The sequence below is a fragment of the Rhizobium sp. L9 genome (assembly GCF_002531885.1).
Lineage (GTDB): Bacteria > Pseudomonadota > Alphaproteobacteria > Rhizobiales > Rhizobiaceae > Rhizobium.
The window spans coordinates 1-23,553 of sequence record NZ_NWSZ01000017.1 but is presented as its reverse complement, the minus strand read 5'-3'; the positions used below and the strand labels follow the sequence as shown (position 1 = coordinate 23,553).

Annotated in this window: 28 protein-coding genes and 1 tRNA gene; 11 read left to right on the top strand and 18 right to left on the bottom strand. The window is 61.0% G+C overall.

The features are described from left to right. Nucleotides 1-11: 11 nt before the first annotated feature. Genes CO660_RS17450 through CO660_RS17440 form a run of 3 tightly spaced genes read right to left on the bottom strand, consistent with a single transcriptional unit; the run spans nt 12 to nt 1,100 of the window. Nucleotides 12-371, bottom strand: a complete 360-nt coding sequence (locus tag CO660_RS17450; protein WP_085777535.1) for a YciI family protein — start codon at nt 369-371, stop codon at nt 12-14. A gap of 2 nt (nt 372-373) precedes the next feature. Further along, nucleotides 374-733, bottom strand: a complete 360-nt coding sequence (locus CO660_RS17445) for a YciI family protein (RefSeq protein ID WP_097599788.1) — start codon at nt 731-733, stop codon at nt 374-376. A 10-nt stretch (nt 734-743) separates the two neighbouring features. Further along, nucleotides 744-1,100, bottom strand: a complete 357-nt coding sequence (locus tag CO660_RS17440) for a YciI family protein (protein ID WP_097599787.1) — start codon at nt 1,098-1,100, stop codon at nt 744-746. 146 nt (nt 1,101-1,246) lie between these two features. On the opposite strand from CO660_RS17440, the gene CO660_RS17435 reads away from it, so the two are divergent. After that, nucleotides 1,247-1,462: a hypothetical protein gene (locus CO660_RS17435; RefSeq protein WP_245421339.1), complete on the top strand. Its 216-nt coding sequence runs from the start codon at nt 1,247-1,249 to the stop codon at nt 1,460-1,462. 9 nt (nt 1,463-1,471) lie between these two features. On the opposite strand, the gene amn is transcribed toward CO660_RS17435, so the two are convergent. From amn to CO660_RS17420, 3 genes are all read right to left on the bottom strand, one after another. Beyond that, nucleotides 1,472-2,974, bottom strand: coding sequence for an AMP nucleosidase (gene amn, locus CO660_RS17430; RefSeq protein ID WP_097599785.1), 1,503 nt, complete (start codon nt 2,972-2,974; stop codon nt 1,472-1,474). Between the two features lie 86 nt (nt 2,975-3,060). Next, nucleotides 3,061-3,240, bottom strand: a complete 180-nt coding sequence (locus tag CO660_RS17425; protein WP_085777540.1) for a hypothetical protein — start codon at nt 3,238-3,240, stop codon at nt 3,061-3,063. A 216-nt stretch (nt 3,241-3,456) separates the two neighbouring features. Beyond that, nucleotides 3,457-3,795, bottom strand: coding sequence for a DUF2147 domain-containing protein (locus tag CO660_RS17420; RefSeq protein WP_097599784.1), 339 nt, complete (start codon nt 3,793-3,795; stop codon nt 3,457-3,459). A 436-nt stretch (nt 3,796-4,231) separates the two neighbouring features. Here CO660_RS17420 and CO660_RS17415 point away from each other — a divergent pair, with 436 nt between their 5' ends. Then, the gene (locus tag CO660_RS17415) at nt 4,232-4,501 is read left to right on the top strand and encodes a sel1 repeat family protein (RefSeq protein ID WP_011424668.1); all 270 of its coding nucleotides are present in this window, start codon (nt 4,232-4,234) and stop codon (nt 4,499-4,501) included. Between the two features lie 191 nt (nt 4,502-4,692). Continuing rightward, entirely contained in the window at nt 4,693-5,130 is a 438-nt protein-coding gene (locus tag CO660_RS17410) for a VOC family protein (protein WP_097599783.1), read from the top strand. Between the two features lie 59 nt (nt 5,131-5,189). Here the strand turns inward: CO660_RS17410 and CO660_RS17405 are convergent, their stop codons facing one another. Next, a complete protein-coding gene (locus CO660_RS17405; protein WP_097599782.1) occupies nt 5,190-6,302 on the bottom strand; it encodes a pyridoxal phosphate-dependent aminotransferase in 1,113 nt (370 codons plus the stop codon). Between the two features lie 179 nt (nt 6,303-6,481). Then, the gene (locus CO660_RS17400; RefSeq protein WP_097599781.1) at nt 6,482-6,907 is read right to left on the bottom strand and encodes a pilus assembly protein PilZ; all 426 of its coding nucleotides are present in this window, start codon (nt 6,905-6,907) and stop codon (nt 6,482-6,484) included. 312 nt (nt 6,908-7,219) lie between these two features. Here CO660_RS17400 and CO660_RS17395 point away from each other — a divergent pair, with 312 nt between their 5' ends. Further along, a complete protein-coding gene (locus CO660_RS17395) occupies nt 7,220-7,666 on the top strand; it encodes a host attachment family protein (RefSeq protein WP_097599930.1) in 447 nt (148 codons plus the stop codon). 54 nt (nt 7,667-7,720) lie between these two features. On the opposite strand, the gene CO660_RS17390 is transcribed toward CO660_RS17395, so the two are convergent. Next, nucleotides 7,721-8,587 carry a LysR family transcriptional regulator gene (locus tag CO660_RS17390; protein ID WP_097599780.1) on the bottom strand — a complete coding sequence of 289 codons (867 nt, stop codon included), beginning with the start codon at nt 8,585-8,587 and terminating at the stop codon, nt 7,721-7,723. Between the two features lie 89 nt (nt 8,588-8,676). On the opposite strand from CO660_RS17390, the gene CO660_RS33860 reads away from it, so the two are divergent. Continuing rightward, entirely contained in the window at nt 8,677-8,925 is a 249-nt protein-coding gene (locus CO660_RS33860; RefSeq protein WP_097599779.1) for a hypothetical protein, read from the top strand. On the opposite strand, the gene CO660_RS17380 is transcribed toward CO660_RS33860, so the two are convergent. Then, nucleotides 8,876-9,208: a hypothetical protein gene (locus tag CO660_RS17380; protein ID WP_097599778.1), complete on the bottom strand. Its 333-nt coding sequence runs from the start codon at nt 9,206-9,208 to the stop codon at nt 8,876-8,878. The two genes, CO660_RS33860 and CO660_RS17380, sit on opposite strands and share 50 nt — an antisense overlap. A gap of 354 nt (nt 9,209-9,562) precedes the next feature. On the opposite strand from CO660_RS17380, the gene CO660_RS17370 reads away from it, so the two are divergent. Both CO660_RS17370 and CO660_RS17365 read left to right on the top strand, forming a co-directional pair. Beyond that, nucleotides 9,563-9,997, top strand: coding sequence for a glyoxalase superfamily protein (locus tag CO660_RS17370; RefSeq protein WP_176536306.1), 435 nt, complete (start codon nt 9,563-9,565; stop codon nt 9,995-9,997). A gap of 82 nt (nt 9,998-10,079) precedes the next feature. Then, nucleotides 10,080-11,447, top strand: a complete 1,368-nt coding sequence (locus tag CO660_RS17365) for an MATE family efflux transporter (protein WP_097599775.1) — start codon at nt 10,080-10,082, stop codon at nt 11,445-11,447. A gap of 45 nt (nt 11,448-11,492) precedes the next feature. On the opposite strand, the gene CO660_RS33330 is transcribed toward CO660_RS17365, so the two are convergent. The 8 genes from CO660_RS33330 to CO660_RS17330 all read right to left on the bottom strand — a co-directional run bounded on the left by CO660_RS33330 (nt 11,493) and on the right by CO660_RS17330 (nt 19,918). Beyond that, nucleotides 11,493-11,654: a hypothetical protein gene (locus CO660_RS33330; RefSeq protein ID WP_176536305.1), complete on the bottom strand. Its 162-nt coding sequence runs from the start codon at nt 11,652-11,654 to the stop codon at nt 11,493-11,495. 107 nt (nt 11,655-11,761) lie between these two features. Beyond that, nucleotides 11,762-12,601, bottom strand: a complete 840-nt coding sequence (locus tag CO660_RS17360; protein WP_097599774.1) for a helix-turn-helix domain-containing protein — start codon at nt 12,599-12,601, stop codon at nt 11,762-11,764. Nucleotides 12,602-12,674: 73 nt separating this feature from the next. Next, nucleotides 12,675-12,896 (bottom strand): DUF1127 domain-containing protein, encoded by a 222-nt coding sequence (locus CO660_RS17355; RefSeq protein WP_097599773.1) that lies wholly within the window; start codon nt 12,894-12,896, stop codon nt 12,675-12,677. Between the two features lie 88 nt (nt 12,897-12,984). Then, entirely contained in the window at nt 12,985-13,782 is a 798-nt protein-coding gene (gene iolB, locus CO660_RS17350; protein WP_097599772.1) for a 5-deoxy-glucuronate isomerase, read from the bottom strand. Nucleotides 13,783-13,985: 203 nt separating this feature from the next. Then, entirely contained in the window at nt 13,986-14,903 is a 918-nt protein-coding gene (iolE, locus tag CO660_RS17345; protein WP_097599771.1) for a myo-inosose-2 dehydratase, read from the bottom strand. Between the two features lie 66 nt (nt 14,904-14,969). After that, complete coding sequence (gene iolD / locus CO660_RS17340; RefSeq protein ID WP_097599770.1) at nt 14,970-16,820, bottom strand: 3D-(3,5/4)-trihydroxycyclohexane-1,2-dione acylhydrolase (decyclizing); 1,851 nt, start codon at nt 16,818-16,820, stop codon at nt 14,970-14,972. Nucleotides 16,821-17,016: 196 nt separating this feature from the next. After that, nucleotides 17,017-18,951, bottom strand: a complete 1,935-nt coding sequence (iolC, locus tag CO660_RS17335; RefSeq protein ID WP_097599769.1) for a 5-dehydro-2-deoxygluconokinase — start codon at nt 18,949-18,951, stop codon at nt 17,017-17,019. 91 nt (nt 18,952-19,042) lie between these two features. Beyond that, nucleotides 19,043-19,918: a MurR/RpiR family transcriptional regulator gene (locus tag CO660_RS17330; RefSeq protein ID WP_097599768.1), complete on the bottom strand. Its 876-nt coding sequence runs from the start codon at nt 19,916-19,918 to the stop codon at nt 19,043-19,045. Between the two features lie 208 nt (nt 19,919-20,126). On the opposite strand from CO660_RS17330, the gene CO660_RS17325 reads away from it, so the two are divergent. The 4 genes from CO660_RS17325 to CO660_RS17310 form a co-directional block, all read left to right on the top strand. Continuing rightward, on the top strand, nt 20,127-21,242 hold the full coding sequence (locus CO660_RS17325; protein WP_097599767.1) for a Gfo/Idh/MocA family oxidoreductase: 1,116 nt from the start codon (nt 20,127-20,129) through the stop codon (nt 21,240-21,242). Between the two features lie 87 nt (nt 21,243-21,329). Further along, entirely contained in the window at nt 21,330-22,547 is a 1,218-nt protein-coding gene (locus tag CO660_RS17320) for an FAD-dependent oxidoreductase (protein WP_097599766.1), read from the top strand. A 188-nt stretch (nt 22,548-22,735) separates the two neighbouring features. Beyond that, a tRNA-Ser gene (locus CO660_RS17315) sits at nt 22,736-22,826 on the top strand. 563 nt (nt 22,827-23,389) lie between these two features. After that, the coding region (locus CO660_RS17310; RefSeq protein WP_176536304.1) for a porin at nt 23,390-23,553 on the top strand (164 nt) is incomplete at its 3' end.

The following is a 23,553-nucleotide window of genomic DNA, read 5'->3' as shown; positions in this document are numbered from 1 at the left end:
GGCGCACCTCCTCAGTACGGCGCGGGGAGTGTCCGCACGGGCCTGAGCTCGACCGCGCCGAAACGCGCCGAAGGGATCCGTCCGGCAATCTCTTTCGCCTGCATGAGGTCCGGCGCCTCGATGACGTAGAAGCCGGCGAGATGTTCCTTCGTCTCGACATAGGGGCCATCGGTGGCGGAGAGCGTGTTGTTACGAACGCGCAGCACCGTCGCCTGGTCAGGCATCTCCAAGGCATCGGCGTGGATCATGATGCCGTCACGGCGTAGCTCCTCATCGAAGGCGAAATGCGCTTTGATGAGTTCATCGGTCTCACCAGGCGTCAGCCTGCCATCCGTGTCGGCGCTGTTGTAGATTAGGCAGATATAGCGCATGGCTATTTCCCATCCTGGATCGCGTAAGTCGGGCGCACTTCAATCGAGGAATATTTGACGATCGGAAAACTCGACGCGATCGTTTTCGCCTCCTCGATACTGTTGGCTTCGATAAGCACAAAACCACCGAGGTGCTCCTTGATTTCAGCAAACGGGCCATCGGTCACAGAAACTTCGCCATTGCGCAGGCGGACCGTGACCGCTGTTGACGGTTCATACAAGGCGAGCGCCACCTGGAGGTGACCGCTCTCGCGCCAGCGATTGTCGCTGATGATGCACTCCTGTGTGAGCGCATCCCATTCGCTCTGAGGGACCAGCTTGCTTTTTTCCGTGTCGAACCAGATCTGGCATAGAAATTTCATCGCTCTTTCCTCATTTGGTTCCGAATTCATGGATTGGCCGCACTTCGATTGCGCCGAGCTTCGCAATCGGGATGCCGGCGGCAACGCGGATCGCATCGTTAAGGTCCTTTGCCTCGATCAGAATGAAGCCGCCGAGCGCTTCCTTCGTCTCGGCAAAAGGACCGTCTGTTACCGATGTCTCGTCGGCCCGCACACGGACCGTCACCGCCGATGTCGGCGGCTGCAGTGCCTGGGCAATGATCATATGCCCGCTTTCGACGAGATCCCGGTCATAGTTCAGGGAATTCGCGTCGAGGTCGGCCTTCTCCTCATTCGTCATGGCGTCGAGTATCGCGCCATCGAACCAGACCTGGCAGAGATATTTCATTGCGGGCAGCCTCCTTCAATACCTCTGGACGAATGGGGTGCGGGCATTTCGACAGCGTCAGGAAAAATCTTTTGTGCCGGTCACCTGTCGAAATGACAAGTGAGCACTCGACAAGGCTTCGTCGAAACCTGTCGAGGAGAATGGCAATGAGTATTCTTGAAATCGCGCTGGCAAGCCAGATCTGGGCGCGCCGCCATGAGAAGCGCGGGCTGGCATTCGACGAAAGCGCTGGGCTGAAGGCCCTTCTGCGCGTCGCTTTCGTCTTCGTCGCCTTCACTCTGTTGATTGCAGGGCTGAACATCGCTGCCGGCAGGCCGCAGATGCTTGCGCAGAGTTCGGCGCCTGTTGCGACCGGCCGATAAAGAAACGGCTTATTGGAATGCCGTCTCGAAGAAGCTGCGCAGTTTGCGCGAATGCAGCGCTTCCTTCGGCATGGCCGCAAGCTTCTGGACCGCACGGATGCCGATCTGCAAATGCTGGTTCACTTGCGTGCGGTAGAAGGCGGTCGCCATACCCGGCAGCTTCAACTCGCCATGCAGCGGCTTGTCGGAGACGCAGAGGAGCGTCCCGTAGGGCACACGGAAGCGGAAGCCATTGGCGGCGATCGTTGCCGATTCCATGTCGAGCGCGATGGCGCGCGCCTGGGACAGCCGCTTCACCGGCCCCCGCTGGTCGCGCAGTTCCCAGTTGCGGTTGTCGATCGTGCCGACGGTGCCGGTGCGCATGATGCGCTTCAGCTCGAAACCTTCGTAACCGGTGATTTCGGCGACGGCCGCTTCCAGCGCCACCTGCACTTCGGCCAGCGCCGGAATCGGCACCCAGACCGGCAGGTCGTCGTCGAGAACATGGTCCTCGCGCATATAGGCATGGGCGAGAACGTAATCGCCCAGCCGCTGGCTATTGCGAAGCCCGGCGCAGTGGCCGAGCATCAGCCAGGCATGGGGGCGCAGCACGGCGACGTGGTCGGTGATCGTCTTGGCGTTGGAAGGGCCGACGCCGATATTGATCATGGTGATCCCGGCATGGCCCTTCTTCTTCAGATGATAGGCCGGCATTTGCGGCAGACGGGAAAGTGTCGCATCCGTTTCCGGCACGCTTGAGCCGGGCAGGGTGACGATGTTGCCGGGCTCGACGAAGGCGGTGTAGCCGTCGCCGCCCTCCGCCATCAGCTTGCGCGCCCAGCTGCAGAATTCATCGATATAGAACTGGTAGTTCGTAAACAGCACGAAGTTCTGGAAATGCTCGGCATGCGTCGCCGTATAATGCGACAGCCGGGCGAGCGAATAGTCGATGCGCTGGGCGGTGAACGGCGCAAGCGGCGAGGGCTCTCCTGGCGGCGGGATATATTCGCCGTTGGCGATTTCGTCGTCGGTGGTATTGAGGTCGGGCGTGTCGAAGATATCGCGCATTGGAACGTCGACAAAAGCTGAGGCCGATGCTTCGACATGGGCGCCCTCGCCGAAGGCGAAATGCAGCGGGATCGGCGTTGATGATTCCGAGACGACGATCGGAACATTATGGCTCTTGATCAGCAGCGACAACTGCTCCTTCAGGTAATGCCTGAAGAGCTTCGGCCGGGTGACCGTCGTCGTGTAGATGCCGGGCGCCGTGACATGGCCGTAGGAGAGGCGCGAATCGACATGGCCGAAGCTCGTCGTCTCGATGCTGACCTGCGGATAGAAGGCGCGGTAGCGCGAGGCGATCGGAGCACCCTGGGCAAGGTCGGTGAAGCTCTGGATCAGGAACGCCGTATTGCGTTCATAAAGCGCTGTCAGCGTCTCGACGGCCTTGGCCGGATCATCGAAGCTCTCGGGCTGGAAAGGGGGCGGAGAGGAAATGTCGAGGGGCGACAGAGGGGAGATTCGTTTGTTCATGACGCATTATAGAGAGTTGTTTTTGACAAGCAAACGACGCGCGCCGGCCGAATCCGACTTTTTATCCTCTTGCGAGCCTGTTGCCGTCACCGCACCGTGGGCGCGCAGAAGGTTCCGCTTCTCTCCAGGCAGGTATAGTTCGCACCGAAATGCGACTGCGTACCGCCCCCGCCATTGTGCACGACGACCGCCGAAAATGTGACGGCGAAGACCGCCGCAAACAGCGTGATGATGGTGAAACGTCTTGCCAGAATATAGAAGTTCATCCCAGGCCCCCGATACGCAACCTAACGGTGACATGAGTTTTGCCACACCTCGGCTGAACGAGTGCTGAGATGTCGGTTCATCCACCGTTCAGCTTGCGGGGCAGGGTCTGGCGATTGCAGTGACGATTGGCAACTCGGGAAGACTTTGAGGACATGCCGGCTTTTCGACCGGCATGATTATACGTTTCGGATGCTTGTTGCGTCGGTTTTATCGCGTCAGAGCCGCGTCCAGGTCTGCGTCTTGCAAAGGATCTTCATCACGCAGCCCTGCATCTTCAGTGAATTGCCGGAAATCTTTCCTGAGCCGCTATAGGTCTTGTCGGCGGCGGGGTCGGTGATTTCGCCGGCGTAGCTGCCGCCGGTCCCGGCAAGTGTGCCGATCTTGCGGCCGGTATATTTACCGGTTTTCAGCGTCACGCAATAACTCCCGCCGCAGGCGGCAATCACCGCGGTTTCGCCGGAGGCGGTCTTCCAATTGCCGACGATAGGTTCCTCGGCATTCGCTGTGCCCGCCATCACGGCGATAGCGCCGGCAAGAATGAGGCTGCGGATCATCTTTTTTCCTCCCTGATGTCCTCTGACCGGCCGCGAAAATAACTGACGCGAACGTAAAGATAAATAGAGCCAGCTGCCGGTCGCTGAAAGCAGCCGAAAAGCCGACCGTAGAGCTTTTAAACCCGTCGCCTGCTGTTTTCATGATGAACGATCCGTTTATTTCCAAATCTGAATCTTTTGTAAAATTCGAACGAAAGTCCTTAAATCGCAGGCAATCCGATGTTTAACAAAAACCCAATTTTACCAAGCGTTTGCAGTTTGTTTGTCTCAAATTAATCATGCATTTTAGGCGTTTTTTGAAAGCAGTTTGGCATAGTCAAGCCATCAGATGAGCGGGGTAAACCCGCCGGACCGGAAGGGCCGCAAAGCCGCGTAGACGGCAGGGTCCGAAGGTAAAACAGGGTAAGTCGTAAACAGGCTAACAGGGATAAAACCGATGGCACGCTTTGAAATGCACAATGCTGAAACGGCCACCATGGGTGGCGACAACAACAGCGCCGATGTCTTCTGCGAAATGGGTCTGATGTATGCGACCGGCCGCGGCTGCGCCGTCGACCTCGTTGCCGCCCACAAGTGGCTGAACATCGCCGCGATCAAGGGCAACGACCGCGCCGCCGAGCTCCGCGCCGACGTGGCCGCCGCCATGAACAAGATGCAGCTCGTGGAAGCACTGCGCGCTGCCCGCGAATGGATGACGGTTCACTAACGCACCGACCGAGAATCCGAAACGATTCCGGACAGAACGATACCTCAACTGTTGGAGCGCCGCGTGTCCAAAAGGACCCACGGCGCTCCAACAGACGTTTTCTGAGGTTGTCGGTGTTGGGACGCCTCAGACGTCCTTCGTTAGACGAGGCAAGACCTCGTCGATTGTAATGACACCTTGGGGATCAAAACATGGCGCTCAAGCGAATGGACAATGTCGGAATCGTCGTCGAAGACCTCGGAGAGGCGATTGATTTCTTTCGCGAGCTCGGCCTTGAATTGGAAGGGCGGGCGACGGTCGAAGGCGAATGGGCCGGACGTATCACCGGACTGGGAGATCAGCGTGTCGAGATCGCCATGATGCGCACACCGGACGGCCACAGCCGGCTTGAGCTCTCCCGCTTTCTGGCGCCGCCTGTCGTCGCAGATCACCGGAACGCCCCGGTCAACGCCCTCGGCTACCTCCGCGTCATGTTCGCAGTCGATGACATTGACGAGACGCTTGAGAGACTGCGCGAGCGCGGCGCGCAGCTCGTAGGGGAAGTCGTTCAGTATAAGGATGCGTATCGGCTCTGCTACATTCGCGGACCTGAAGGGATTCTGATCGGCCTCGCCGAGGAACTCCGCTGAACGCAATACGCGGACAAAAGGGGAAGACCGACCAATGTCGGCGGACAGGGATAAAAACCTCAGGCGAGCGTCTTCAGGACCTGCGGCAGCGCTTCCTCGAACAGCGCCATCTCAGCCTCCGGTCCGACGCTGACGCGGATGCAGCGATTGAGCGGCGCAACACCAGGCATGCGGATAAACACGCCATGCTCCATCAGGCCATCGACGATCGCCCGCGCATGGGCGCCGTCGCGACCGGTATCGATCGCCACGAAATTCGTCGCCGAGGGCAGCGGCTCAAGACCATTTGCCCGGGCGATGCGGCCGATCCGCTCGCGTGCCGCATGGATCTTCCCGACCACCTCGGCCAAATAGGCCTGGTCCTTGAGCGCCGCCAGCGCTGCAACCGTCGCCAGCCGGTTCATGCCAAAATGATTTCGGATCTTGTCGAAGGCCTGTGCTGTGCCCGAGGTCGAGATCGCGTAGCCGGTGCGTGAACCGGCGAGCCCGTAGGCCTTGGAAAAGGTGCGGGTGCGGACCATGTTCGGCAGATCGATGAGCGAGAGGATCGACGGCAATGAATTTGCCGGCCCCGTTTCGCTGTAGGCCTCGTCCAGCACCATCATCGTGGTCTCGGGTAGCGCCCGGGCGAATGCGACGATGCTGTCGGCGTCCCACCAGCTTCCCATCGGATTGTCAGGATTGGCGAAATAGACAAGCGGCGCATTCTCGCGCCTGACGGCATCGAGCAGCCCGTCCAGATCCTCGCGGTCGTTGACATAAGGGACGGTCACCAGCCGGCCGCCGAAACCGGCGACATGGAAGTTGAAGGTCGGATAGGCGCCGAGCGAGGTAACGACGGGCGCCCCCGGCTCGATCACCAACCGGACGATGTGACCGAGCAGTTCGTCAATGCCGCCGCCGATGGCGATATTGGCGGGCGCCACACCGAGATGCGCGCCAAGTGCTTGCCGCAGCGCGAAATTCTCCGGGTCGTTGTATTTCCAGATATCGTGCGTCTCTTCGCGGATCGCGGCAAGCACGGAAGGGGCTGGGCCAAAGCCGTTCTCATTGGCGCCGATTCGCGCCAGGACGGCGCGACCGCGCTCGCGTTCGATGGCCTCGGGGCCAACGAAGGGAACTGTGGAGGGCAGGGCGCTGATGAGGGGTGTAAAGCGCGAGAAGGCGGACATGCGAAAGCGGTTTCCGGACATGTTGAGATCAGGCGCAACAATAGGCCCGGGCCCAGCCATGGCAAGCAAGATTATTCCGCAGCCACGGCGCTGCTGATGCGTCCCTTTCAATCGGCAAGGCGACGAGTGATTTGAATTGCTGGACGATTTTTCCTCGGATCAGTTTCCCATCCGGGGACTTATGCCGGGCTGGCGGCAAGCCTCGTCTCGCGGAACATCGGTGCACGCCTGGCGTCGATCGCTTCCATATTGCCGACAAGGAAATCGGCGCGGACGACGCGTCGCAGAACCTCTGGATCCAGGAGGTTGATGAACCTTACCCCGATGCGTTCCTTATGGCGGTAGACCTCGGCGCAACCGATGCGATAAGCCAGGCCGAGGATGTTCAGATAATAATGTTTCGGCAGACCGGCGGTTGTCGAGACGATGAACGTCGCACCGCCCTGCGATATGTCGATGATCTCGGCGCTTCGCATCGACACGCCGGTGAGGCACGGCCGCACGGCGACGATGCGGGCCGGGCGCTTGACGTGGAACTCTTCCCAGCGCAGGTCGTAAACGGCGGATTTGACCGTCGCAAGGTGTGTGGCGCGGAGCATAGTCATCTTACATTCTCCGTCAGACAGGGCACAGTTGGGGTTCTTGCTCTGAGCAAGCTGATCTTGCTCCAGTCACGGTCCCATGAATGTTTTGCACATTCGTCAAACATATGATGACAATTTTAACGAGTTTAAGTTTTGTTCCCAAGCGGGACTCCTGATGTTCACAATCGGCACGCAGGCTGTCATGCAAAGCTCGATGGCGGATTGCGCCGCTATCATTTCCGGCGCTGTTTTCTCGAACTCTTTCAATGGCCGGGCGTTCTGTCTAGATCGACGAGCAAGGGGCGCGTCGATGACGACAGCGAGGAGTTGAAGATGACCGACGTCAGAATCCCCGGAAAATCATGGATCGTAGTCTGCAATGGAGCCAAGGCCCTGATCATGCAGAACGCCGGCGATGCCCAGCTGATGAACCTGAAGGTGTTGGAAACCCTGACGCAGCCGAACGAGCCCGATCGCGAACTCGGCGCCGACAAGCCCGGCCGCAGCCATGCCGCAGACGGATTGAGCCGCAGCGCTGTCGAAGAGACCAGCTGGCAGGAGCAGGCCGAAGCGCAATTTCTGAGACATGTGGCGGAGCGAATGGACGAGCTGACGCAGGCAAAGGATGCGCGCCGTATCGTCCTCATCGCACCGCCGAAGGCGCTCGGCACCTTGCGGCCGGCGCTGAGCGCCGAGACGCAGGCAGCGATATCGGCGGAATTGGCGAAAGACTATACCAATCTGCCGATCGACGAGATCGAGCGGCATCTCGCAGCGTGATGAAACCAATCGATGAACTGACGCGGGCCTGCTGGCCCGCATTTCTTGTTCGCTTCAGACCAACGGTCTCTCCCCGGCAAACAGATCCTCATGATCGGCAAACAGTGTGGCCAGGCGATCGATGACCGTCCTGACTTCCGGCCTTTGCCGCTCGTCGTCATGCGCGACGATCCACATCTCGTAGGTCAATTCATCGATGACAGGCCCGGCGCGGACGAGTTTGCGCTCCTGGTCGCCGATGAAACAGGGCAGCACGCCGCGGCCGGCGCCGCCTCGGATCAGGTAAAAGAGCATATGCGGCGTGTTCGTCCAGCTGGTGATCCAATAATCCGGCTGTTCGAAAGTCCACTTGTCCGCCGGTGTGATGGCGATGTCCGTTCCGAGTGAGATCCAGTTGCAATTGGTCTCGTCATAATCGGCCGCCTGATAAACCGCATGCGCCACCTTGACTGAACGGCGGATCGCGACGTTGCCGGCGTCCGGCCGGCTGTGGCGAATGGCGATATGCGCCTCGCGATAGGTGAAATCGACACTCGCGTCACAAGTCTTGTAACACATGCGAAAACAGTCTTTCGGCGTCCAGACGCTGGCCAGGTGGTCGGCTATAAAGCGCGACGTCCAGCTGTCGACGACCGTCGACACAATCGGCAGCGTCAGCACTTCACCGCGCCAGTCGGAAATCGCCCGGGCCGCATCCTGCATCAGCCGGACGCGATCGAGCAGCTCCTGGCCGTCCTTGGCAAGCAGGTAGCCTGTGGGACCGCGGTTGAACAGCGACCGGCCGGTCACACGTTCGAGCGCCAGCATACGCCGGCCGATCGTCGGCGCACTGAGCCCCGTCCGCGCCGCCGCCGCCGATAGACCGCCGCCGGTCGCGACATGGAAGAAAAGCTGCAGGTCGTCCCAGCTCGCCTCTTTCATGGATGAAAACCCCCTTTCCTCCATGCCTCTACATAACGGGGGCGTGAAGGCTTAGCTCAACTACTCCAGCAATAGATGGAGGATAGGCAATGCTTCTCAACTGGGTAGTTCTCTTCAACGAGGTCGCGTCCCGCAATTGCCGGATGCGCCGCGATCCCATGGCCGATCCGCTCGATGGCCCGGAATGGCGCGGACTTCTCTGGATCATAGCGATCATCGCGCATCTCTCGGCAACAAGAGGCGAGACGAGGAGGCCGCGCCGGGACCGGGCGGTGATTGGAAGACGCCTCAGTTTTCGAAGCTCAGCCGCAGCACGTGGTGCAGGAATTCCGGATTGAGCAGCATGTTGAAGCTGATCGTCACCAGTTCGTTTTCGCGCTTGACCAAGGTGGCGCCGATTTCGTCATGGATGCCGAGTATTTCGAGAAAGAAATGACTCGGCATCTCCAGGCTCGGACTGACTTCGAGCACGGCGCCGGCAAGTGTGATCGTGCGGATCAAGCAGCGTACCTGCGTCCCGGTGCTGAGATGGTGGCCGACGAAGATGATATTGCCCGGCCTGTCGAGATTGAATTCCCGGTAAGCACGTTCCGGCTTGGGGTGTTCTGTGTCGAGGTGCATCTGAAAGGCCCTTTTAGCCTCCGCTCATCGTAAGCAGAGAATAACGCAAGAGTGCTGACGATTGCTGAAGATTATCGTTAAGTTTGAAGGTTTCTGCCGAGATCGGCTGAAAATCGCGCCGATTCCGTCCAGATCTGCTCCAAATTCGCGCAATTCGGCGGGCAGCCGCGCCATTCTTGACATGCCGACAGCGATCGCGCATACAAAGCCCCGGTTCGAGGCACCGGCCGCTCGCGGATGAAAATCCATGGTGAAGCCCTCGCGATCATGGTCACGGCCCCTTGTGCATGCTGACTGACGGCAATGCGAGCTCCCATTGACAGTCGAAGAGCATGCCTTGCGAAGGCTCACTCCATGACGACCTATCCCGGCATTGAAGAACTGAAGGCCCAGGCCAAGCGCCTGCGCCAGGCGATGAACGATCGCGGCAGCGCGCTGACCCACAGTGCGGCCTTGGAAATGATCGCCCGCCAGCACGGCGCGCGTGACTGGAACACGCTGGCGGCTCTGGCGGCAAAACCCAATGCGGCTGCGAAGACGCCGCTCTTCGTCGGCGCCCATATTCGCGGCCGCTATCTCAATCAGCCGTTCACTGGCGAAATCCTCTCGCTTTCGGCTCTGCCGGGTGGCCTCTACCGGATCACCATCCATTTCGACGAAGCGGTTGACGTGGTCACCTTCGAGAGTTTTTCAGCCTTTCGGCGGCGCGTGAGTGCACAGATCGATGCCGACGGCGTCTCCCCCAGGAAGACCTCGAACGGCGTGCCTCATCTGGCGCTCGATCTCTGATTTGCTCCTCATCCTTTCCTGGCTGCCCGCATGCGCTTGTTCAAGCGCAGCGGATGTCGCCCGATATCAAACGGATTTCTCCATGACCGATCCTTCCAAAGGCAATGACTTCCTCACCGGCTGGCTGCCGGGCGTATTCATCAGGACTGCGGCGCCGATCGTCGCGATCACTACCGTCAACGGCCTCTTTGCTGTCGTCGACGCCTATTTCCTGGGCGCCTATGTCGGCCCCGACGCGCTCTCAGCCGTCAGCCTGATCTTCCCGGGGTTGATGCTGCTGGTCGCCCTGCAATCGCTCGTCTCAAACGGCATGGGAAGCATCCTCGCCCGCCGGCTCGGTGCCGGCGATCGCCAGGGCGCGCGCCGGGTATTTTCCGGCGCCCATACGCTGGCGCTCGCCGTCGTCGTGATCCTCATCGTGATCTACTGGACCCTCGGCGAGCGGATCATCGATGCCGGCGCCGCCGAGAACACGGCCGTGGCCGACGGCGCCATGCTTTTCATGGGCGCGATGATCGCCGCGACGCCGGTGAGTTTTTTCCTGTCGCTGCATCTCGACGGGCTGCGCTGTGAAGGCAGGATCGGTTTCATGACGGCGGTCACGCTCTCGGCCTCGCTGCTCAACATCCTCGCCAACTGGCTGTTCATGGCGGTGATGCATTGGGGCGTGCTCGGTTCGGCCGCAGGCTCCATCGCTTCGCAATTCGTCTGTCTCGCCGCCGTGCTCGTCTATCGCTGGCGCCGGCCGGCGACGCTCAGGCCTTCTCCCGCATTCGCCCTTGTCGAATGGCGCGGCATTGTCGCCTTGGGCGCTCCCATGAGCCTCGGTTTCATCGGCATATCGCTTGCCTCGGCCGCGATTCTGGTCAACGTCTCGCTCTGGAGCACGCGTGATCATACCGCCACCATTGCCGCCTACGGCATCATCACCCGTATCCTGACCTTCGCCTATCTGCCGCTGCTTGGTCTCAGCATCGCCCTACAGACGATCGCCGGCAACAATCACGGAGCCGGCCTTGGGTTGCGCGTCGGCCGCAGCCTGCAGATCGCCATGCTCTCGGCGCTCGTCTATTGCAGCTTGGTGGAGATCACGGTGGAATTGCTGGCTGGCCGCATCGGCGCCGTCTTTGTTGGCGATCCCGCCATTATCGCCGAGGTCAGACGAATTCTGCCTTGGACGATCGGCGCCTATTTTCTCTTCGGGCAGATGCTGATCCTGTCGTCCTATTTCCAGTCGATCGGCGATGCGCCGCGTGCGGCGATCTTCGGTCTGTCGCGACCCTATCTTCTCACCCTGCCTCTCACCTTCCTGCTGCCTTTCGTCTTCGGCGAGCAGGGAATCTGGATGGTGCCTGTTTTTGCCGAGGCAGGCATGGTGGTGCTTGCCTTGCTGGTGCTGTCTGAGAATGCCAGGCGCCGCGGCTGGCGATACGGGCTTCTGCCCGCCTGAGAGACGGAAGCCGCGCCTTCCTGTGCGGCTTCCGTCGATTGGCTTCTATTCCTTGCCGCTCTGCGCGGCCGATGTCGAAGCCTCCGCCTCGTTCAGTGCCTCGGCGCATTCCCGGCAGCAGACTTCGACGGTCTTGCCGCCGAGCTTGACGGTGATGGTCTCGGCGCCGAGTTCGCAGTCGCAGGCAGCGCATGTGGTCTTCTTCATCGGGTAATCCTCCATTGATCGTCCCCGGATCGGGACAGCATAATAAGAGCATCGAAGACCGCGTCATCGCTGTCGAAAACTTTAGCGATTATCAACTCGGAAAGGCTCTAAGGTCGGCGTCGCAGTTGCACCGAGCGTTGGAATTCGGCCGGAGTCTGACCGAAGGCCTGTTTGAAGGAAGCGCTGAAATGACTGTGGCTGGAAAAGCCGAGATCGAGCCCGAGCGCGGTCAGATCCTCATACTGGCCGAGCAAATCGAGCGCCCGGGCAAGCCGCAGCCTCAGCTGATAGCGATAGAGCGGCGTGGCCTCGACCTGCTGGAAGACCTGGGTGAGGTAAACAGGGGAAACGCCGACTTCCGAGGCGATTTCCGCAAGCGTCCAGCGTCGCGCGAGATCGGAGGAAAGCACCAGCTTTGCCCGGTCGACGAGTTTCTGCCGGCCGAGGCTGGCGCCGGCCGCATGCGAGGTGCGCTCGCCGAGCGAGCGGCGAACCAGCGTCAGGGCCAGCGTTTCCGCCTCGAGCGTTTCGGCGACGTTGCGCCTGAGACCGTGGCGCAGCAGGGCGACCAGCGCCTGCGCGCGAGGGTCGATCCGCCGGCGCTGGCGGCGGAAGGAAAAGGCCGGGCCGGGCTGGGCCTGCTCCTTCGGCGCCAGCTCTTCCAGCATGGATTCGTCGATCGACAGGTCGATGCAGCCGTCGCCGCCCGCGATCGGATGGCTGATCCGATAGCCCTGACCGGCATTGAAGAACAGCACCTGATTGGCTTCAGCCACCGTATCCGTGCGGCCGACATGGCGCATAAAGACGCCGCGATAGGGATAGACGAGGCTTGTTTTGTGAGCACATTCCTCGTCGCTCTTGTGGCGGCACTCGCCATTGCAGACGACGTCACGAATGGTGACGGTCTTGGTTTTCAGGAGCAGCGCTGTTGAAAACTGCGACATTGTATCGTCCGGTTCAGGCAGGGCAGCCCGACAAGGCTGCGCTGGGGCACAGTACCACAGTGAGTCTGATGTTTCAGTAGCGGCTGTAAACGTGCACGTCGCTTTCTGTCTGCCCCCGGGAGAGGCCGACATCCTTCAACTGATCGTCGGAAAGTTCCATCAGCGCATTGTAGTTGCGCCGTTCGCTGATCTTGCGCCCCAGCCAGCGGACTGCTGTGGCGGCTGCAGAAAGAAGGCCGGGCCGCCGCGAAGAGCGGATATTGCTGGCCGGTATGGTGAAATGCGAGCTGTGCATGATGATCCTCCATCCTCATTGGATGGAGGCAGTGAACCATCACCGATAGTTTGGCGCTGTCAGATTATTTAGCGATCGAGCGCGGGCTTCATGCCTTCAGCAGCCATTCGTGCTCGGCGGCATTGTGGAATTTCCAGATCCGCTTCGGCCCGGCCATGACGTTGAGATAATAAAGATCATAGCCATGCGTTGCCGCGCAGGGATGATAGCCCTTCGGCACCAGCGTCACGTCGCCGTCCTCGATTGCCATCGCCTCGTCGAGCGAGCGGTCGTCGGTGTAGACGCGCTGGAAACCGAAACCCTGTGGCGGGTTGAGGCGGTGGTAGTAAGTCTCCTCCAGGAAGCTCTCGTTCGGGAGGTCGTCCTGATCGTGCTTGTGCGGCGGATAGGAGGAGGTATGGCCACCCGGCGTGATCACCTCGACGACGAGCAGCGAATGCGCCGAATTATCGTCCTCAGGCATGATGTTGTTGACGTAGCGCACATTCGTGCCCTTGCCGCGCGTCACCTGCGGATGCGTGCCGGGCGGGATCGCCTTTGCCTCATAGCCGCCGCCGCCGGGCGCCGAGCAGACAGCCAGTTCCAGATCGGTCTCCGCCGTGACCGACCACGTCGAGCCCATCGGGATATAAAGCGCATGCGGCGCCCCGTCGAAGGGATTCATCCGCTCGCCGAGCGTCCCGAAATCCTTCGCGCCGGCCGACGCCTTGCCTTTGCCTGTCACCCAGACCAGGCAGACTTCCCGATCGCCGGTCTCGCCCGAAACCGTCTCGCCCGGCTTGATGCGGTGCAGATCAAAGCCGACATAGGTCCAGCCGGCATTTTCCGGGGTGACATGCGTGACGCGGCCATGTGTGCCGGATGGTTTCACCTTGAGGTTTGGCATTGGTGTTTCTCCTCGTATGTTGGTGGGCGCAGCCCCCTCATCCGGCTACCGCCACCTTCTCCCCGAGGGGAGAAGGGATATGCCGCGCCGTCGCTTTTCGCTTCTCCCCTTACGGAGAAGGTGCCCGAAGGGCGGATGAGGGGGCCGCTTGCTCCAGCGGTCCGGTCAATTCGTCCCTCTTGTGAGAGGAGTCTTTCGGCCCGTTACCCCTTCGGAAAGCCTTCCGTTTCCACAGTATAACCAGCCGCGGTCATGACGCGCATCAGTTCGGCATGGCCGATCTCGGCCATTTTCTGCGGCGGCGCCTTGCGCGGATCCTGTTCGGCCTCGACGACGAACCAGCCTTCATAGCCATGGTCGGCGAAGCGTTGGACGATGGCGCCGAAATCGAGCGAGCCGTCGCCCGGCACTGTGAAGGCGCCAAGCGCCACGGCGTCGAGGAAAGACTGCCGGCTGCGGTCGAGCCCATCCACGACGGATTGACGAATGTCCTTGACGTGGACGTGGTTGATGCGGGCGTGGTGATTGTCGATGGCGCGCAGCACATCGCCGCCGGCAAAGGCCAGATGCCCGGCGTCGAGCAACAGCGGAATACCTTCGCCCGAAGAGCGCATGAAGGCGTCGAGTTCCGGTTCGGTTTCGACGACGGCGGCCATGTGGTGGTGATAGGAGAGCGGCATGCCCTTCTCAGCGCACCATTCGCCGAATTCCGTGACGCGGCGCGCATAGGCCTTCATCTCGTCGTCGGAGAGGCGCGGCTTGGTCGCGAGCGGCTTTGAGCGGTCGCCCTGGATGGAGCGGCCGACTTCGCCGTAAACGATGCAGGGCGCATTGACTGCCTTGAATAGCTCGATCATCGGCGCGATGCGGTCCTTGTTGGCCGCAAGCTCCTCATTGACAAGCGTCCCGGAGAACCAGCCGCCGCACAGCGTCACGTCGGCGGCGCGCAGGATGGGCAGCATCTCTTCCGGATTGCTGGGGAAACGGCGGCCTTGCTCCATGCCGGTGAAACCGGCACTGCGCGATTGCCGCAGGCATTCTTCGAGCGACACATCGTCGCTAAGCTCAGGAAGGTCGTCGTTCCACCATGCGATGGGCGACATGCCGAGTTTGGCCTTCATCAATATTCTCCTTAAAGACATTGCGGAGGAGCGGGTCGGCTCCTGCGGAAAAACGGGTTAACCTGTTCAGCCAATGCGCTGGGAGCCGCGGGCTTCGACATAACCCTTGCGCGCCTGGTTGACTTCTTCGCGCGGGCTGACTTCCGGCACCGCGACATCCCACCAATGGCCGCCGGCCTCAGTGGTGATCAAGGGATCGGTGTCGATGACGAAGACGGATGTACGATCGTTCTTCTTAGAAGAGACGATCGCCTGCTCGAGTTCGGCGATTGAACTAACCTTGACAGCGATGGCGCCCATGCTTTCGGCATGCGCGCGAAAATCGATCTCAGGCATCACCTCGTGATAGGAGTCCTTGAGCAGATTGTTGAAGTTGGCGCCGCCCGTTCCCATCTGCAACCGGTTGATGCAGCCGTAGCCGCGATTGTCGAGCACGACGATGTTGAGTTTCACCCCAACCATGACCGAGGTCGCAATCTCGGAGTTCATCATCATGTAGGAACCGTCGCCGACCATGACGACGACATCCCGTTCAGGGCGCGCCATCTTGGCGCCGAGCCCGCCGGCGATCTCGTAACCCATGCAGGAGAAGCCGTATTCCATGTGATAGCTGCCCGGCGCCGTCGCCGGCCAGAGCTTGTGCAATTCGCCGGGCAGACCACCGGCGGCGCAAAGCACGGTCGTGTTCTCGCCGCCGAGCGTGCGGGCCACCGCGCCGATCACCTGCGCATCGGAAGGCAGGGCGGTGTTGGTCGCCGCCGTAGCTTTGGTGGCAGCCTCCATCCAGACCTTCTTTTCCGCCGTTGCCTTCTCGGTAAGTGCCGCCGGCGCCTTCCAGCCGGAAAGGCCTGCCGAAAGCGCCTTCAGCCCTTCGCGCGCATCGGCCACCACAGGGTGGCTGTCGTGCTTCACCGCGTCATAGGCGGCGATGTTGAGGCCGACCATCTTCAGGCTGTCATTTTTGAACAGCGCCCAGGAGCCGGTCGTGAAATCCTGGCAGCGCGTGCCGACGGCGATGACGAGATCCGTCTCTTCGGCGATTGCGTTCGCCGCCGAGGTGCCGGTGACGCCGACCGAGCCGAGCGCCAGCGGATGGGTCTCGTTGATCGACGACTTGCCGGCCTGAGTGACAACGACGGGGATGGCGTGAGTTTCGGCAAAGGCGGCGAGTTCCTTCGTCGCCTGCGAATAGAGCACGCCGCCGCCGGCAACGATCACCGGCTTCTCAGATGCCTTGATCAGCGCGATGGCATTTGCCAGTTCGTCCGCATCCGGCTGCGGCCTGCGGGTCGCCCAGACCTTTTCCTGAAACAGGCTTTCCGGATAGTCGAAGGCCTCGGCCTGAACGTCCTGGCAGAGCGACAATGTCACCGGCCCGCAATCGAGCGGATCGGTCAGCACCTGCATGGCGCGCTTCAGCGCCGTGATGATCTGCTCCGGCCGGGTAATCCGATCGAAGTAACGCGAAACCGGGCGGAATGCATCATTGGCTGATACGGTGCCGTCGCCGAAATCCTCGATCTGCTGCAGCACCGGATCCGGCGCGCGGTTGGCGAAGACGTCGCCGGGCAGGAAGAGAACCGGAATGCGGTTGACATGCGCGACGCCCGCGGCCGTCACCATGTTCAGTGCGCCGGGACCGATCGAGGTCGTGCAGGCCATGAAGCGCGTGCGGAAGTTTGCCTTGGCATAGGCGATCGCGGCATGCGCCATGCCCTGCTCGTTGTGGGCGCGGTAGGTCGTCAATTCCCCGCGCACCTGATAAAGCGCCTCGCCGATGCCGGCGACGTTGCCGTGGCCGAAGATCGCCCAGACGCCGCCGAAGATCGGCACTTTTTTGCCGTCGACAACAGTCATCTGTACTTTCAGGAAATGCGCGACGGCCTGCGCCATCGTCAACCGTATCGTCTTGCCCATCGGGGCCTCCCGCAATCTTCGTTCTAGTTGGTTTCCCCTCCCCAACCTCTCCCCACAAAGGGGAGGGGCCACTCGTTGGGCTCGCCGCATTTCACCGCAACCTTGCGTCCGCACCAGAGCTCGTTTGTGGTGTGAAGCGATGCCTCAACTTAAGTCCCTCCCCCTTGTGGGGAGGGGTTGGGGAGGGGTCTAATTCTCAGTGAAGCCCACGCGTCTTAAGCCAAGCCTCTGTCAATTGCCGGAAGCGGCCGGCCATGTCGGCGATTGCCGCCTCGTCGCTTATCTCGCCGGAGAGCCAGGCGCGCGCCGGATCGGCAAAGATTGTCCGGCCGACGGCGAAGCCCTTCACCGAGGGAGCCGCCAGCGTCGCCTCGAAACAGGAGATCAGTTCCTCTGCGGGCGCTTCGAGCCCGAGAAGGACGATACCACGGCACCATGGATCATTTTTGGCAATCACCGCATCGATCTTCTTCCAGGCTTCGCCGGAAGCCTGTGGCTCCAGCTTCCACCAGTCAGGCTTGATGCCGAGCGCGTAGAGTTCCTCCAGCGCGGTGGCGATCGTATCGTCGGTGAGCGGCCCGTTCTTGCCGGCGATGATTTCCACCAGAAGTTCGCGGCCGACCTTGCGTGCGGCCTCGAATAGCGTGCGCAGCTTCTCCTGCTGCTCCGTCTTCAATTCGGCTGGATCGTCGGGATGATAGAAGCACAGGCACTTGATGCAATGGCTGAGCGGCCATTCGACAAGCTGCGAGCCGATATCCTGGCTGAATTCGAAGCGCAGCGGCTTCGAGCCCGGCAGTTCGACAGGCCGGCCGATCCAGGAGAAATTCTTCGTCGCCGCATCGAAGAAGGCGTCGCGGCCGAATCGCTCGTCGATCAGCATGCCGTAGCCGTCGCGGCCGTTCGAAACGCGTGCTGCCGCCTCGACCGCCAGTCGCTTGAAGGCGACGATCTTCTTGTGGTCGACGCCGAGCTCGTCGGCGACGCTGACGAGCTGCGAGCGGTGGTCGATCGCAAGCGCCATCAGAATCGGGATTTCGCCGCGGCGGGTGGATGCCCAGTGAATATGGTTGATCGACTCGTCCTTGCGCAGCGCCCGATGTTTGCTGCCGGTCTTCAGGAAGAAGTCGAGTTCGGCCCAGGTCGGATATTCCGGCGAGCATAGCAGGCGAGAGACCGCGAAGGCGCCGCAGGCATTGGCCCAGGTGGCGCAGGTCTGCAGCGGCTCGTCGCGCAGGAAGCCGCGCAGGAAGCCGGACATGAAGGCGTCGCCGGCGCCGAGAACGTTGAACACTTCGATGGGGAAGCCCTGGCCGACGATGCCGGCTTCGAGATCGTCGGCAATCGGCCCGTCATAGACGATGCAGCCCATGGCGCCGCGCTTGAGCACGATCGTCGCCGGCGTCAGCCGCCGGATCTCCTTCAGCGCGCCGAGCACGTCATCGGCGCCGGATGCGATGAGGATTTCCTCTTCAGTGCCGACAATGAGATCGCAATCGGGCAGCGTTTCCTTCATCTTCGAGGAGACTCGGTCGGATTTCACATAGCGTTCGAAGCCTTCCGCATGGCCGGCAAGGCCCCAGAGGTTCGGCCGGTAGTCGATGTCGAAGATAACCTTGCGGCCGTTCTCCTTAGCGATGCGGATTGCCTTGCGTTGCGCGGCTTCGGTGTTGGGCCGCGAAAAATGCGTGCCGGAAACGAGAACGGCGCGCGACGATTTGATGAAGTTCTCGTCGATATCGCCTTCCTCGAGCGCCATATCGGCGCAGTCGGAGCGATAAAAGATCATCGGCGACACGCCCTCGGCCTCGACCGCCAGCAGCACCAGCGCCGTCAGCCGTTCCTTGTCGGTGACGATGCCATCGGTCGCCACGCCCTCGCGTGCCGCCTGCTCGCGGATGAAGCGTCCCATCTGCTCGTCGCCGACGCGGGTGATGAGGCCGGACTTGAGGCCGAGCCGCGCCGTGCCGATGGCGATATTGGACGGGCAGCCGCCGACGGATTTGGCGAAGGAGGCGATGTCCTCCAGTCGCGAACCGATCTGCTGGCCGTAAAGATCGACCGAGGAGCGGCCGATGGTGATTACATCAAGCGCCGGCTCCGGCTGTGAACCCGGATTCGATTGTACCATGATGTCCTCCCGCTAGATTTTGCGCGGCTTCCAGTGCCTGCGAATGTCAATAATGAAACATTGGTTCCGATATTTTGTCAATTCGGAATGTTTATTCCATTTTCTCTTTTCCAGCTTTGTGATGCTGACGCTTGCGACGCCGCTCGGCGATCGCAACCGGCAGCGCCATGGTGAGCGCCATCGACGCTGAAAGCGAGCGGAACCCGGCGAAATCCGCTTCCGCCACCTCGAACCAATGCGTGGCGCAGGCGGCGAGCGGCGAAAAGGCCGAATCGGTAATCGCAATAACGGGGACGCCGCGATCGGCAAGCTCCTGGCTTTGGCTGAGGCTGTCGGCTGCATAGGGCGAGAAACTCGCAGCGATCGCCGCATCCCTCGGCGATGCGAACTGCACCATTTCAGGATCGACTCCGTTCGGCGAGGCGACGATCTGATGGCGGATGTTGAGCTTGGAAAATGCGTAGCTCATGTGCGCCGTCAGCGGATAGGAGCGGCGCTTGGCGATCAGGTAGATCGTTTCGGCGGTGGCGAGGATATCCACCGCCTTCGTGAACGTCTCGCTTTGAACCGTCGCAGCCAGCCGGTTGACCGACTGGTTCGCCGCGGCAATGAATCCGGAAAGCAGGTTGGCGTCTTCGTCGTCGCCGCTCGTTTGCTCCAGCGTGACGAGCCGCTCTTCATAGCTCAGCGTCCGGTCGCGCAGTCTTTCGCGGAAGATGCTCTGCAGATCGGAAAAGCCTTCATAACCGAGATGATGCGCGAGGCGTACCAGGGTCGAAGGCTGGACGTCGGAGGCGGCCGCGATGCTCGCCGTCGTGCCAAAGGCGATTTCGTCGGGATTGCCGAGCGCGAAGGCGGCGACCTGCGCCAGCCGCTTCGGCATGTTCGCCTTACGCTCGATGATGGTGCTGCGCAGGCTTTCGAAATCGCGCGGCACGCGCGCGTGCCTTTGGGGATCATTATCCATGCTTGCGGCTCACGGGATGAAACAAATATTCCATATCGCCGAGCATAGACGATTTCGAACGGCGCGCCTAATTGTTTTTAATCACCTGAAATTGAATGGGTTTTATACAATCGCACCGAGGAATGAAGGCCATATGCCTGCCAACGGTCTCTTGTCAAAATGATCCAAATATTCCAAAAATCCGCGCACACTTCTGGAGGAGACGGAAATGAAGCCACTTGGCATCGGTTTGATCGGCACGGGTTATATGGGCAAGTGCCACGCGCTGGCCTGGAATGCGGTGAAGACCGTGTTCGGCGATGTCGAGCGTCCGCGGCTCGTGCACCTGGCTGAAGCCAATGCCGGGCTTGCCGAGGCCCGTGCCGGCGAGTTCGGCTTCGAGAAGGCAACGGCCGACTGGCGGGCGCTGATCGCCGACCCCGAGGTCGACGTCGTTTCCGTCACCACGCCCAACCAGTTCCATGCCGAGATGGCGATTGCAGCCCTGGAAGCCGGCAAGCATGTCTGGTGTGAGAAGCCGATGGCGCCCGCCTATGCCGATGCCGAGCGCATGCTGGCTACGGCCGAGCGTTCCGGCAAGGTTGCCGTTCTCGGCTATAATTACATTCAGAATCCCGTCATGCGGCACATCAGGAAGCTTGTCGGCGACGGTGCCATCGGTACGGTCAATCATGTCCGAGTCGAAATGGACGAGGATTTCATGGCCGATGCCGACGTCTTCTTTTATTGGAAGAGCGAGCTTTCCGCCGGCTATGGTGCGCTTGACGATTTCGCCGTGCACCCGCTGTCGTTGCTCTGGTATCTTTTCGGCCACGTCGAGGCCGTCATAACAGACATGGTGAAGCCCTATGCCGACCGTCCGCTCAACCAGGGTGGCCGCCGTGCGGTCGAAAATCACGATGCCGCCAATGTGCTGATGCGGCTCGGCGGCGGCATCTCCGCGGTGTTGATGGCGAATCGCGCCGCCTGGGGTCGCAAGGGGCGGATCGCCCTGCAGATTTACGGCTCGAAAGGCTCGATCCTCTATGACCAGGAGCGCATGAACGAGTTCGAACTCTATCGGGCAGAAGGCCCCGGTTCGGAGCAGGGCTTCCGCAAGATACTGGCGGCGCCTGCCCATCGGCCCTATGATCGCTTCATCCCGGCTCCTGGCCATGGCCTCGGCTTCAACGATCTGAAGATCATCGAGTGCCGCGAGCTGATCCGGGCAATATCGGGCGAGCCGTCGTCGATCGTAACATTTAAAGACGGTCTCAGGATAGAAAAGTCGGTGCATGCCATGGCACAGTCCTTCCACGAGCGTCGCTGGATCGAAATCGGCTGAATGTAAGAAGCCGCTTTCCGTTGACGGCGCATGGGGCAGGGGATAGGCCTTGGCGTAAGTGTCGAGCCTAGTTTCAGGAGTGAGATCGTGACGGATAAAGTGGTGATCATCGGCGCGGGACAGGCGGGTTTCGCCTTGGCGGCCAAACTGCGTGCTTTGAAGGATACGCGCCCGATCACCCTCATCGGCGCCGAGGATGTAGCCCCCTATCAGCGCCCGCCACTTTCGAAGAAATATCTGCTCGGCGAAATGAGCTTCGACCGCCTGCTGTTCCGCCCGGAACACTGGTATGCCGACAACGACGTCGATCTTCGCCTTTCGACCTGGGCCGAGCAGATCGAGCGGGACAGCAAGCAAGTTCTGCTGCAGGACGGCTCCGTTCTCGACTACGGCACGCTGGTGCTCGCCACCGGCTCGACGCCGCGCCGGCTGCCGGCGGCGATCGGCGGCGATCTCGAAGGCGTCTATGTCGCCCGCGACAAGCGCGATGCCGATCTGCTGGCCGATGAAATGCGCCCCGGCCGGCGCGTCCTCATCATTGGCGGCGGTTACATCGGCCTCGAGGCTGCGGCAGTCGCCCGCCATCGCGGCCTTGAGGTCACGGTCATCGAAATGGCCGATCGCATCCTGCAGCGTGTCGCGGCGAAGGAAACGGCCGACCTCATGCGCGCCATTCACGAGAGCCACGACGTAATGATCCGCGAGAAGACCGGCCTGAAACATTTGATCGGCAAGGATGGTCGGGTTTCCGGCGCCGCCCTTTCCGACGGATCGGTCATCGACGTCGATTTCGTCGTCGTCGGCATCGGCGTCGTGCCGAACGACCAGCTTGCCAAGGAAGCCGGCCTCGAAGTCGCCAACGGCATCATCGTCGATGAATTCGCCCGCACCTCCGATCCGGCGATTTTTGCGGCCGGCGATTGCGCCGCACTTCCATGGCAGGGTGGGCGCATCAGACTCGAATCGGTGCAGAACGCCGTCGACCAGGCTGAAGCTGCGGCAGCCGTTATCGCCGGCGGCGGCGAGCCCTATGAGCCGAAGCCGTGGTTCTGGTCCGACCAGTACGACGTCAAGCTGCAGATTGCCGGCTTCAATCTCGGCTATGACGACACGCTGCTGCGTCCCGGCGCCCGCGAAGGGGCTCATTCGGTATGGTACTTCAGGGAAGGCCGGCTGATCGCGGTCGATGCAATCAATGACGCAAAGGCTTATGTGACCGGCAAGAAGCTGCTGGAATCTGGCGCTAATCCCGATCGAGCGATCCTCGCCGACCCCTCGGCCGATCTCAAGAGCCTATTGAGCTGAGTCCGCGAGCGCGCGCCGCCAGGCGCGTGCGCTTGAAGGACGATCGGCCGAGCTTTCGGGGGCGGGCGCAGACGAGCGATTGTTCTCGCTGTCCGTCAAAAGCCGAAACGCCGGCCCCTGCATTTCTTCTGGTGAAAACTGAAAAAACCCTTGCATTCAAAGACCGCTCACCCTAGTTAGGCCGCACCGGAGAGGTGGCCGAGTGGTCGAAGGCGCTCCCCTGCTAAGGGAGTATACGTCAAAAGCGTATCGTGGGTTCGAATCCCATCTTCTCCGCCACTTTGATTTCCACCGCGTGTCTCTGGTCTCAACTTCCGTCGGCGAAACACGGCCGCTTAATCGGCTATCCCTGCCAGTCGCGGCAAGGGAGAATCGCTTCGAAGAGAGAGAATCGCTGGCGGGAATCACGTCCCGCGCTTCAGCCCTCAGGCTGTAGCGAGAGCGGATCGGTGAACGTCCGGTTACCCTTTCGGAACTGCCATCTCTCCCGCAATAGCCCGAACTTGTCAAAAACGTGTCGCAAATGCGTCGGAAGACGCATGTCCAGCTCTTTGTCGACTTCGGCTAAGCAGCGGCAAAATCAGGCTTTTCTTAACAAAGCATAAAGGAAATCGGGGCCGGTTGCCCGACTTGTGTCCTTTCGGCAACAGAATGTCGGGAAGGCTCCCGCAAACCACCCATTCGAGTAAGTTGGTGATTGCGTGACGGCCGCCGTCTTGTATTTTCACCCTCGGAAGCAAGGGCGACGGATCGTCCACTTCTTAAAACACGGGGATGGGGCAGGGAACGCTGCTCAGCGAAAGATCCCAAACCCGATCGAAACTTTGAATTGGAGGTCATTTATGAACATCAAGAGCCTTCTTCTCGGCTCCGCTGCTGCTCTCGCAGTAGTTTCCGGTGCTCAGGCTGCTGACGCTATTGTTGCTGCCGAGCCGGAACCGGTTGAATATGTTCGCGTCTGCGACGCTTACGGCACCGGCTACTTCTACATCCCGGGCACCGAAAC

Bases quoted from the DNA above. Each gene is read 5' to 3' on its own strand.
- CO660_RS17450 (WP_085777535.1), bottom strand. From the start codon at position 371: ATGCGCTATATCTGCCTAATCTACAACAGCGCCGACACGGATGGCAGG.
- CO660_RS17405 (WP_097599782.1), bottom strand. From the start codon at position 6,302: ATGTCCGCCTTCTCGCGCTTTACACCCCTCATCAGCGCCCTGCCCTCC.
- CO660_RS17425 (WP_085777540.1), bottom strand. From the start codon at position 3,240: ATGAACTTCTATATTCTGGCAAGACGTTTCACCATCATCACGCTGTTT.
- CO660_RS17360 (WP_097599774.1), bottom strand. From the start codon at position 12,601: ATGTCGCAGTTTTCAACAGCGCTGCTCCTGAAAACCAAGACCGTCACC.
- CO660_RS17395 (WP_097599930.1), top strand. From the start codon at position 7,220: ATGACCGACGTCAGAATCCCCGGAAAATCATGGATCGTAGTCTGCAAT.
- iolD (WP_097599770.1), bottom strand. From the start codon at position 16,820: ATGGGCAAGACGATACGGTTGACGATGGCGCAGGCCGTCGCGCATTTC.
- CO660_RS17370 (WP_176536306.1), top strand. From the start codon at position 9,563: ATGACGACCTATCCCGGCATTGAAGAACTGAAGGCCCAGGCCAAGCGC.
- CO660_RS17445 (WP_097599788.1), bottom strand. From the start codon at position 733: ATGAAATTTCTATGCCAGATCTGGTTCGACACGGAAAAAAGCAAGCTG.
- CO660_RS17380 (WP_097599778.1), bottom strand. From the start codon at position 9,208: ATGCACCTCGACACAGAACACCCCAAGCCGGAACGTGCTTACCGGGAA.
- CO660_RS17415 (WP_011424668.1), top strand. From the start codon at position 4,232: ATGGCACGCTTTGAAATGCACAATGCTGAAACGGCCACCATGGGTGGC.
- CO660_RS17390 (WP_097599780.1), bottom strand. From the start codon at position 8,587: ATGAAAGAGGCGAGCTGGGACGACCTGCAGCTTTTCTTCCATGTCGCG.
- iolC (WP_097599769.1), bottom strand. From the start codon at position 18,951: ATGGTACAATCGAATCCGGGTTCACAGCCGGAGCCGGCGCTTGATGTA.
- CO660_RS33860 (WP_097599779.1), top strand. From the start codon at position 8,677: ATGCTTCTCAACTGGGTAGTTCTCTTCAACGAGGTCGCGTCCCGCAAT.
- CO660_RS17400 (WP_097599781.1), bottom strand. From the start codon at position 6,907: ATGACTATGCTCCGCGCCACACACCTTGCGACGGTCAAATCCGCCGTT.
- iolE (WP_097599771.1), bottom strand. From the start codon at position 14,903: ATGAAGGCCAAACTCGGCATGTCGCCCATCGCATGGTGGAACGACGAC.
- CO660_RS17325 (WP_097599767.1), top strand. From the start codon at position 20,127: ATGAAGCCACTTGGCATCGGTTTGATCGGCACGGGTTATATGGGCAAG.
- amn (WP_097599785.1), bottom strand. From the start codon at position 2,974: ATGAACAAACGAATCTCCCCTCTGTCGCCCCTCGACATTTCCTCTCCG.
- CO660_RS17355 (WP_097599773.1), bottom strand. From the start codon at position 12,896: ATGCACAGCTCGCATTTCACCATACCGGCCAGCAATATCCGCTCTTCG.
- iolB (WP_097599772.1), bottom strand. From the start codon at position 13,782: ATGCCAAACCTCAAGGTGAAACCATCCGGCACACATGGCCGCGTCACG.
- CO660_RS33330 (WP_176536305.1), bottom strand. From the start codon at position 11,654: ATGAAGAAGACCACATGCGCTGCCTGCGACTGCGAACTCGGCGCCGAG.
- CO660_RS17440 (WP_097599787.1), bottom strand. From the start codon at position 1,100: ATGAAATATCTCTGCCAGGTCTGGTTCGATGGCGCGATACTCGACGCC.
- CO660_RS17365 (WP_097599775.1), top strand. From the start codon at position 10,080: ATGACCGATCCTTCCAAAGGCAATGACTTCCTCACCGGCTGGCTGCCG.
- CO660_RS17420 (WP_097599784.1), bottom strand. From the start codon at position 3,795: ATGATCCGCAGCCTCATTCTTGCCGGCGCTATCGCCGTGATGGCGGGC.
- CO660_RS17435 (WP_245421339.1), top strand. From the start codon at position 1,247: ATGAGTATTCTTGAAATCGCGCTGGCAAGCCAGATCTGGGCGCGCCGC.
- CO660_RS17410 (WP_097599783.1), top strand. From the start codon at position 4,693: ATGGCGCTCAAGCGAATGGACAATGTCGGAATCGTCGTCGAAGACCTC.
- CO660_RS17330 (WP_097599768.1), bottom strand. From the start codon at position 19,918: ATGGATAATGATCCCCAAAGGCACGCGCGCGTGCCGCGCGATTTCGAA.